Here is a 6,458-nt window from a genome sequence, read left to right on the forward strand (position 1 = left end):
TCCCACAATTCAGGATTACCCATGAACTTCTCGGGACGGGTGGAGAGCAGAACCTCGACATCCTCAAACCCAAAGACCTCATACACCTCCTTGGTCATTCGGAAGAGGCTGTGGATTTCGGAGCCAATCTGATCCGGCGTACAAAATATATGGGCATCGTCAATGACGAAACTGCGTACCCGGTTAAGACCGGAGATCACACCGGCCTTCTCATACCGATGAAGACGCCCGAAGTCGGCCATGCGGATGGGTAGGTCACGATAGGAATGCAACTGGGAACTGTACATCAAGGCATGACCGGGGCAGTTCATCGGTTTGACACCCAGCCACTCGTCCTCACTTTCCCCAAAGGGAATAAGGAACAGGCCTTCCCGGTAGTGCTCCCAGTGACCGCTTTTCTTCCATAGATCCACATTGAAGATCAGTGGGGTGATAACCTCCTGATATCCATATTTGCGATACAGCGAGCGTATATAGTTCACCAGCTCTTGATAAATGATGGCTCCCTTGGGATGAAAAAAGGGGCTGGCTGGTGCTATCGGGTGGAACGAAAAGAGATCCAGCTCCTGGCCCAGTTTCCGATGGTCGCGCCGCTTGGCTTCTTCTTGCCGATGGAGGAAATCAGTCAGGCTTTTCTCGTCAGGCCAGGAGGTGCCGTAAATGCGTTGCAACATCTTGTTGTGCTCATCGCCGCGCCAATAGGCACCCGAGGTAGTTAGCAGCTTGAAGTGCTTGATCTTCCCCGTCGAGGGTACGTGGGGACCACGACACAGATCGATAAAATTATATTGCTGGTAAGCGGATAAGGTATCACCCTCGTCGACCTGAGCAATGATTTCCAGCTTATAGTCCTCTCCCCTCTCTTTGAAAAGCTTGAGTGCCTCTGCTCTACTCAACTCCTTGCGCTCGACGGGATAATCAGCGGCTGCAATGCGTCCCATTTCCGCTTCGATGTCCGCCAGCATTTCCTCGGTGATGGAACGATCCAGGTCAATATCGTAATAGAACCGCTCTTCCAGGGCCGGGCCGATGGCAATTTTGGCCTCGGGATAGAGAGTCTTGATGGCGTGAGCCATCAGGTGGGCGGTACTATGCAGCAAAACTTCGTGCCCACGCTCATCCTGCATCTTGATGATCTCAACGCTGGCGTCGTTCTGGAGGGGATACTGAAGATCGACCAGCATATTGTCAACCGTGGCGGCGATAGCCTCGCCGTGCAGATGCTGACTGATGGACAGAGCTATATCAGCGGGGGTAGTGCCCGGTTTGACAGTTTCGACAGATCCGTCGGGAAGTGTGATATGGATATCTGGCATTAAAAGTTCGCGTGTTCGTGTCCGTTTCCATTGCTCTGTCCTCGAACGTGGTCGATACTGGACTCGAACCAGTGACCTCTTGCATGTCAAGCAAGCGCTCTAACCAGGCTGAGCTAATCGACCGGTTTTATCCCGAGCTTGTAGAGCAATTATCGACGGAAAAGAATTTACATGGCTAGGCCGGAGTATGTCAACGGCTAGGTACCTTAACCTATTAATTGTCCGCAGGTTGTCCGTTAGGCTGCAGGAGCTCCTGATAAGCCAGCGGAGTTTTCAAAATCCCTACCGCGCGTTGATAACCGGGATCCTCTTTCAGAGCGGTATGGGTACGCTCTCCCATGCCCCCAAGGAGGGTGGCAAATTCCAGGCACAACATACGCTTGATCTGCTCGTACTCGTCGTCAAATGCCATTTCAGCCCTGCTCTTATAATACGTCTTTAGCTCACTCAGGTCTACCGTGCCATCGAACGAATCCAGTTTTTCAATGGTGGCCTCGAAGGCTTCCAGCTCTTTCTCACCGGGGAAAGTCACCTTCACATCCTGAGACAGCACGAATTTGCGAAAATCATCCATAATCTCATCAGTGATCAACACCGGAATTGAGAGATCGTAGCTTTTTTGCCGTTGGGTAGCGAAGGCGAAGAAGAGGTTCCGGGACCAGAGTCGACTCGTAAGCGGTGATAGCGGTGGGGAAATCAGCTCAATATCGGGGACAATCCCTCCGCCTCCCTGCACGATTCGGCCACTACGCGTTACAAAAAGGGAATCACGCTTATCAAGACTATCGGTCAGGACACCATTTTCTAAATAGTCCTCCTTTTGGATCAGGCGACCGGAAGGGATGTAATATTTGGCGGTTGTTAGCTTAAGAGACGTATTCTTCCCTACGGGGTAGATGCTCTGCACCAGGCCTTTCCCGAAGGTGCGTTCCCCAAGTATGACACCGCGATCTAAATCCTGAATGGCACCGGCCACAATCTCACTGGCGGAGGCGGAGCCTTTATTGACCAGAATAACCAGCGGCGTTTCCGGATTGAGCGCCGGTTCGTTCTTTGAGATATACTTGTTAGTGGCCTTCTTGGTGCGGCCCCGGGTTTCTACAATATCAACCCCGGGCTCAACAATGGCATCGACCATCACTACTGCATCCTGCAATAATCCGCCCGGATTATCCCGTAGGTCTAAAATCAAGCCCTCGATACCCTGGACCTGCAGTTCCGTGACTACTTTGCGGAATTCTTGGGCTGTATCCCGGGAGAAGCGGTTGACACGAATGTAGCCGATCCCATCATCGACGCCGTAATAGGGCATGTCGTTTATCTTGATTTCTTCGCGGATTAGAGTGACATCCAGTGGTTCTTTCTCGCCATAGCGTGTGAAGGTGAGAATCACCTGTGTGCCCGGCTTTCCCCTGATTTTCTGTGCCGCTTCGTCAGTACTTAGGTTCAGTGAGCTTTCATGATCGATTCTGATAATCTTGTCGCCTGCGCGCACGCCCGCCCGATAGGCCGGGGTGCCCTCCATGGGCGCGATCACTGTCAGGGTATCGCCCCTGACGCCCAATCGGATGCCGACCCCGCCATACTTGCCCTGGGTCAGCATATCTACTGAGGGCTGGTCTTCCTCACGGATGTAGACGGTATAGGGATCCAGATCATCGAGCATCCCCCGGATGCTGGCCAATATCAGCTCCTGACTGTTGATCTCATCCACGTAATCCGAAAGGAGATACTTGACCACGTTATTATAGATGCGCAGGTTGGTGGAGATAGACCTGAACAGGTCGGAACCCGCTAGTGCGCCGAATCCGACCGATATCACGATAACGGTGATAATAAAGAAGCGATGACGTTTCATACCTTCATGAGTCCTAAAGAATTTCTTTTTCCACATGTGATGCGATTTCCTCAGCAATTTTTTCCTTCGGTTGATCGCCATTCACTACCAGCCATTCTTCTGGTGCGGACTGAGACATTTTCAAATATCCCTGCCGAACGCGTTCCTGAAATGCCCGGCCGACGCTTTCCATGCGATCGGCAAAAAAACCTAATAAGCGAGTAGCGGCCACGTCAACCGGTAGATCCAGCAGCACCTTGAGATCAGGGCGGAGATGGTTGGTAGCAAATTCTTGGGTAGTAATGATCTCGTCCAGCGGAAGTTCCCGCCCATATCCCTGATAGGCAATCGTACTATCGGCGTAGCGATCACACAAGACTACCTCTCCCCTTTCCAAGGCAGGGACGATAACCTGATGGACCAGCTGAGCTCTAGCGGTGGAAAACAGCAGGGCTTCCGCCCGCTCGCTTAGATTCCTGCTTCGGTGATCCAGCAGTAAGGTCCGGATTTGTTCTGATAGCTCGGTACCACCCGGCTCACGGATCACAGCAACCGTTTTCCCCAAGGCCTCCAGCCGCCTCTTAAGCAGATCAAGCTGGGTGGATTTGCCCGAACCATCGATACCTTCGAAAGTGACAAATGTACCGGTTATGAGAGCCCCTCCTTTCCTATGACCAGGACGCATTCACCTTTGGGGGGCTGTTCGCCGACGCTAGCCATGACTTCCTGGACGGTACCCCTTACCACGGTCTCAAACTTCTTGGTCAGTTCCCGGCAAAGAGCCAGGCGGCGATTGCCGAAGTGGGTGAGTATGTCCACCAAAGTTTCAGCAACCCGTTGCGGGGATTCGTAAATGACCACTGTCCCCTCAAAGCCGGCCAGGGACTGCAAGCGGGCTGTGCGCCCCTTCTTCCTGGGTAGAAATCCTTCAAATATAAACTGATCGGTAGGTAACCCGCTTGTCACCAGGGCCGCCAGAACAGCGCTGGCACCGGGAATTGGCACCACCGGGATGCTCCTCTCCACCGCCAATTTAATGACCCGATAGCCTGGATCGCTGATGGTAGGGGTGCCGGCATTGCAGACCAACGCGATGCTATCACCAGCTTCCAGAAGCTGTACCAGTTCATTCGCCCGGCGCGCTTCATTGTGCTCGTGATAGCTGATCATGCGTTTGGATATCTCATGGTGTTTGAGGAGAACGCTGGTGGTCCTCGTATCTTCGGCGGCGATGAAATTCACCTGATCGAGAATCTCCAGGGCCCTCAGGGTAATGTCCTTCAGGTTACCGATAGGGGTAGATACTACGTAGAGGATTCCGGATGGCACCTAGGCTAGGCAGCTCCTCACTGATTTGGCCAACAGGTCATAGGCCATGTTTATCTCTTCGCGGGAAACTGTCAGATGCGGCCGGAATCGCACGGAACGGTCCCCGCATCCCAGTACAATGACTCCGTTGTCAAAAAGAGCCGCTACGACAGCATCCCGTTCTGTTCCTGATGGCAGATCTAAAGCGGCGAATAGACCTCGTCCCCGGGGGTTGGACACATAGCCCGGGAATTCTTCGGCCAGAGCTTCCAGCTTCTCCAACAGGTATTGTCCCTGACTGCGGGCTTTATCAACTAGGTTTTCATCCCGCATAACCTGGAGAATAAGGCTGAAGCGTACCATATCAACCAGGTTGCCACCAAAAGTGGAATTGATCCGGCTGGGTTCCTGGAATACGTTGTGCTCGACCTCATCCAGACGTCTCCCTGCCAGAACACCGCATACCTGGCTCTTTTTGCCAAAGGAAAGGATATCCGGGCGAGCATGTTCACCAAAATGCTCATGCCCCCAGAACGTGCCGGTAATGCCTACTCCGGTTTGTATTTCATCGTAGATAAATAGGATTTCTTCCTCGTCGCAGATTTGGCGTAATGCCTGGGCAAACTCAGGCCGGATGTGGCGGTCCCCCCCCTCGCCCTGGATAGGTTCGATAATGAGAGCGGCTATATCGTGGGGATTGTCGTGCAGGGCTTGTGTAATCTCGTTCAGGGCCTTCCGCTCCAGAGCCTCAACTTCTTGCTTAACCGCGTCGGTAATGGGAAAACGGAGCCGGGGATGGGTAATCCTAGGCCAGTTGAATTTGGGATAGTATAGGATTTTCCGGGGATCGTAGCTATCGGTCATGCTCATGGTATAGCCACTCCGGCCATGGAAACAATGCTGGAAATGGATGACTTGAGTCCCCTTTTCTCCCCGGCCCGCAGCCATGTTTTTTCGGACTTTCCAGTCAAATGCCGCCTTGAGTGCATTCTCTACTGCCAGTGCACCCCCTTCAATGAAGAAGGCATGTGGGAGGTAATCCGGAATCCCTATCTCATCAAAGACAGCCACAAACTCGGCGAACTCCTGAGCACAGATATCAGAAAGGGTGGGCTTGTTGACTGCCACTGTGGCCAGCCTGTCTTTATTGGCCAGCAGTACCGGATGGTTGTACCCCACGGTCATAGTAGCGAACATGGAAAACAGATCGAGATACTCTTTCCCCGTAATAGCATCAGTAATCCAGGAGCCGTGACTCTTCTCCAGATCAATCACTGGCTTTAGACCATCGATGAGCATATGACGTCTGAGTACCTTTCGAACGTCACCAGGTTCAATTGATCTTGTCATGTAGTCCTCAGTCCTTCCCTAGCGGTTATCGATTTGTGCCCGCTGTAGTTTACCGCTGTAATCGACATAGACGGTCTTTAGCTCGCTGAAAAACTCGTACACGGCCGCGCCTCCCTCGCGGTGGCCATTGCCTGTGTTCTTCACGCCTCCAAAAGGCATATGGCATTCAGCACCAATGGTGGGGCCATTGATATAGGTGATGCCGGCTTGAATGTCTCTCATAGCTGTGAAGGCAGCGTTGACGTCTCGGGTGTAGATGGATGAAGACAAACCATAATCCGTAGCGTTGAGCAGCTCAACGGCCTCGCTTAAATCCCTTGCCTTCATGACCGATAGCACCGGACCAAAAATCTCTTCATCGTGTATCTTCATACCGGGAACCACATCGGTGAAGATGGTAGGCTGATAAAAGGTGCCGTTATCTAGGTTTCCGCCGTTTGCATATTCACCCCCGAGAACGAGCTTGGCCCCCTCCTGCTTCCCGATCTGAACGTAACGGTGAATCTTCTTCCGAGCACCTTCATTGATAACCGGGCCCACGTCTACGCTCTCATCCAGGCCATTGCCTAGCTTAAGGGCTATGGTCGCCGTGACGAGGCGCTCCAGAAATTCATCGTGAATGGCTTCATGGATTATCAGACGGCTGG

Annotated in this window: 6 protein-coding genes and 1 tRNA gene; all 7 read right to left on the bottom strand. The window is 52.7% G+C overall.

What is annotated here, in order from left to right:
- On the bottom strand, positions 1–1,316 hold a 1,316-nt coding region (gene thrS / locus ACETWG_13065), incomplete at its 3' end, for a threonine--tRNA ligase (protein ID MFB0517517.1).
- Positions 1,317–1,364: 48 nt separating this feature from the next.
- Positions 1,365–1,439 (bottom strand) — tRNA-Val (locus tag ACETWG_13070).
- A 91-nt stretch (positions 1,440–1,530) separates the two neighbouring features.
- Positions 1,531–3,174 (bottom strand): S41 family peptidase, encoded by a 1,644-nt coding sequence (locus ACETWG_13075; GenBank protein MFB0517518.1) that lies wholly within the window; start codon positions 3,172–3,174, stop codon positions 1,531–1,533.
- 13 nt (positions 3,175–3,187) lie between these two features.
- Positions 3,188–3,838 (bottom strand): dTMP kinase, encoded by a 651-nt coding sequence (gene tmk / locus ACETWG_13080; GenBank protein MFB0517519.1) that lies wholly within the window; start codon positions 3,836–3,838, stop codon positions 3,188–3,190.
- A complete protein-coding gene (rsmI, locus tag ACETWG_13085; GenBank protein MFB0517520.1) occupies positions 3,802–4,482 on the bottom strand; it encodes a 16S rRNA (cytidine(1402)-2'-O)-methyltransferase in 681 nt (226 codons plus the stop codon). The genes tmk and rsmI overlap by 37 nt, the downstream gene beginning before the upstream one ends.
- A complete protein-coding gene (gene lat, locus ACETWG_13090) occupies positions 4,483–5,811 on the bottom strand; it encodes an L-lysine 6-transaminase (protein ID MFB0517521.1) in 1,329 nt (442 codons plus the stop codon).
- Positions 5,812–5,829: 18 nt separating this feature from the next.
- Positions 5,830–6,458 (bottom strand): aldehyde dehydrogenase family protein (locus ACETWG_13095; GenBank protein ID MFB0517522.1); only part of this gene is annotated, 629 nt, incomplete at its 5' end.

This window comes from Candidatus Neomarinimicrobiota bacterium, from assembly GCA_041862535.1.
Taxonomy (GTDB): Bacteria; Fidelibacterota; Marinisomatia; order SCGC-AAA003-L08; family TS1B11.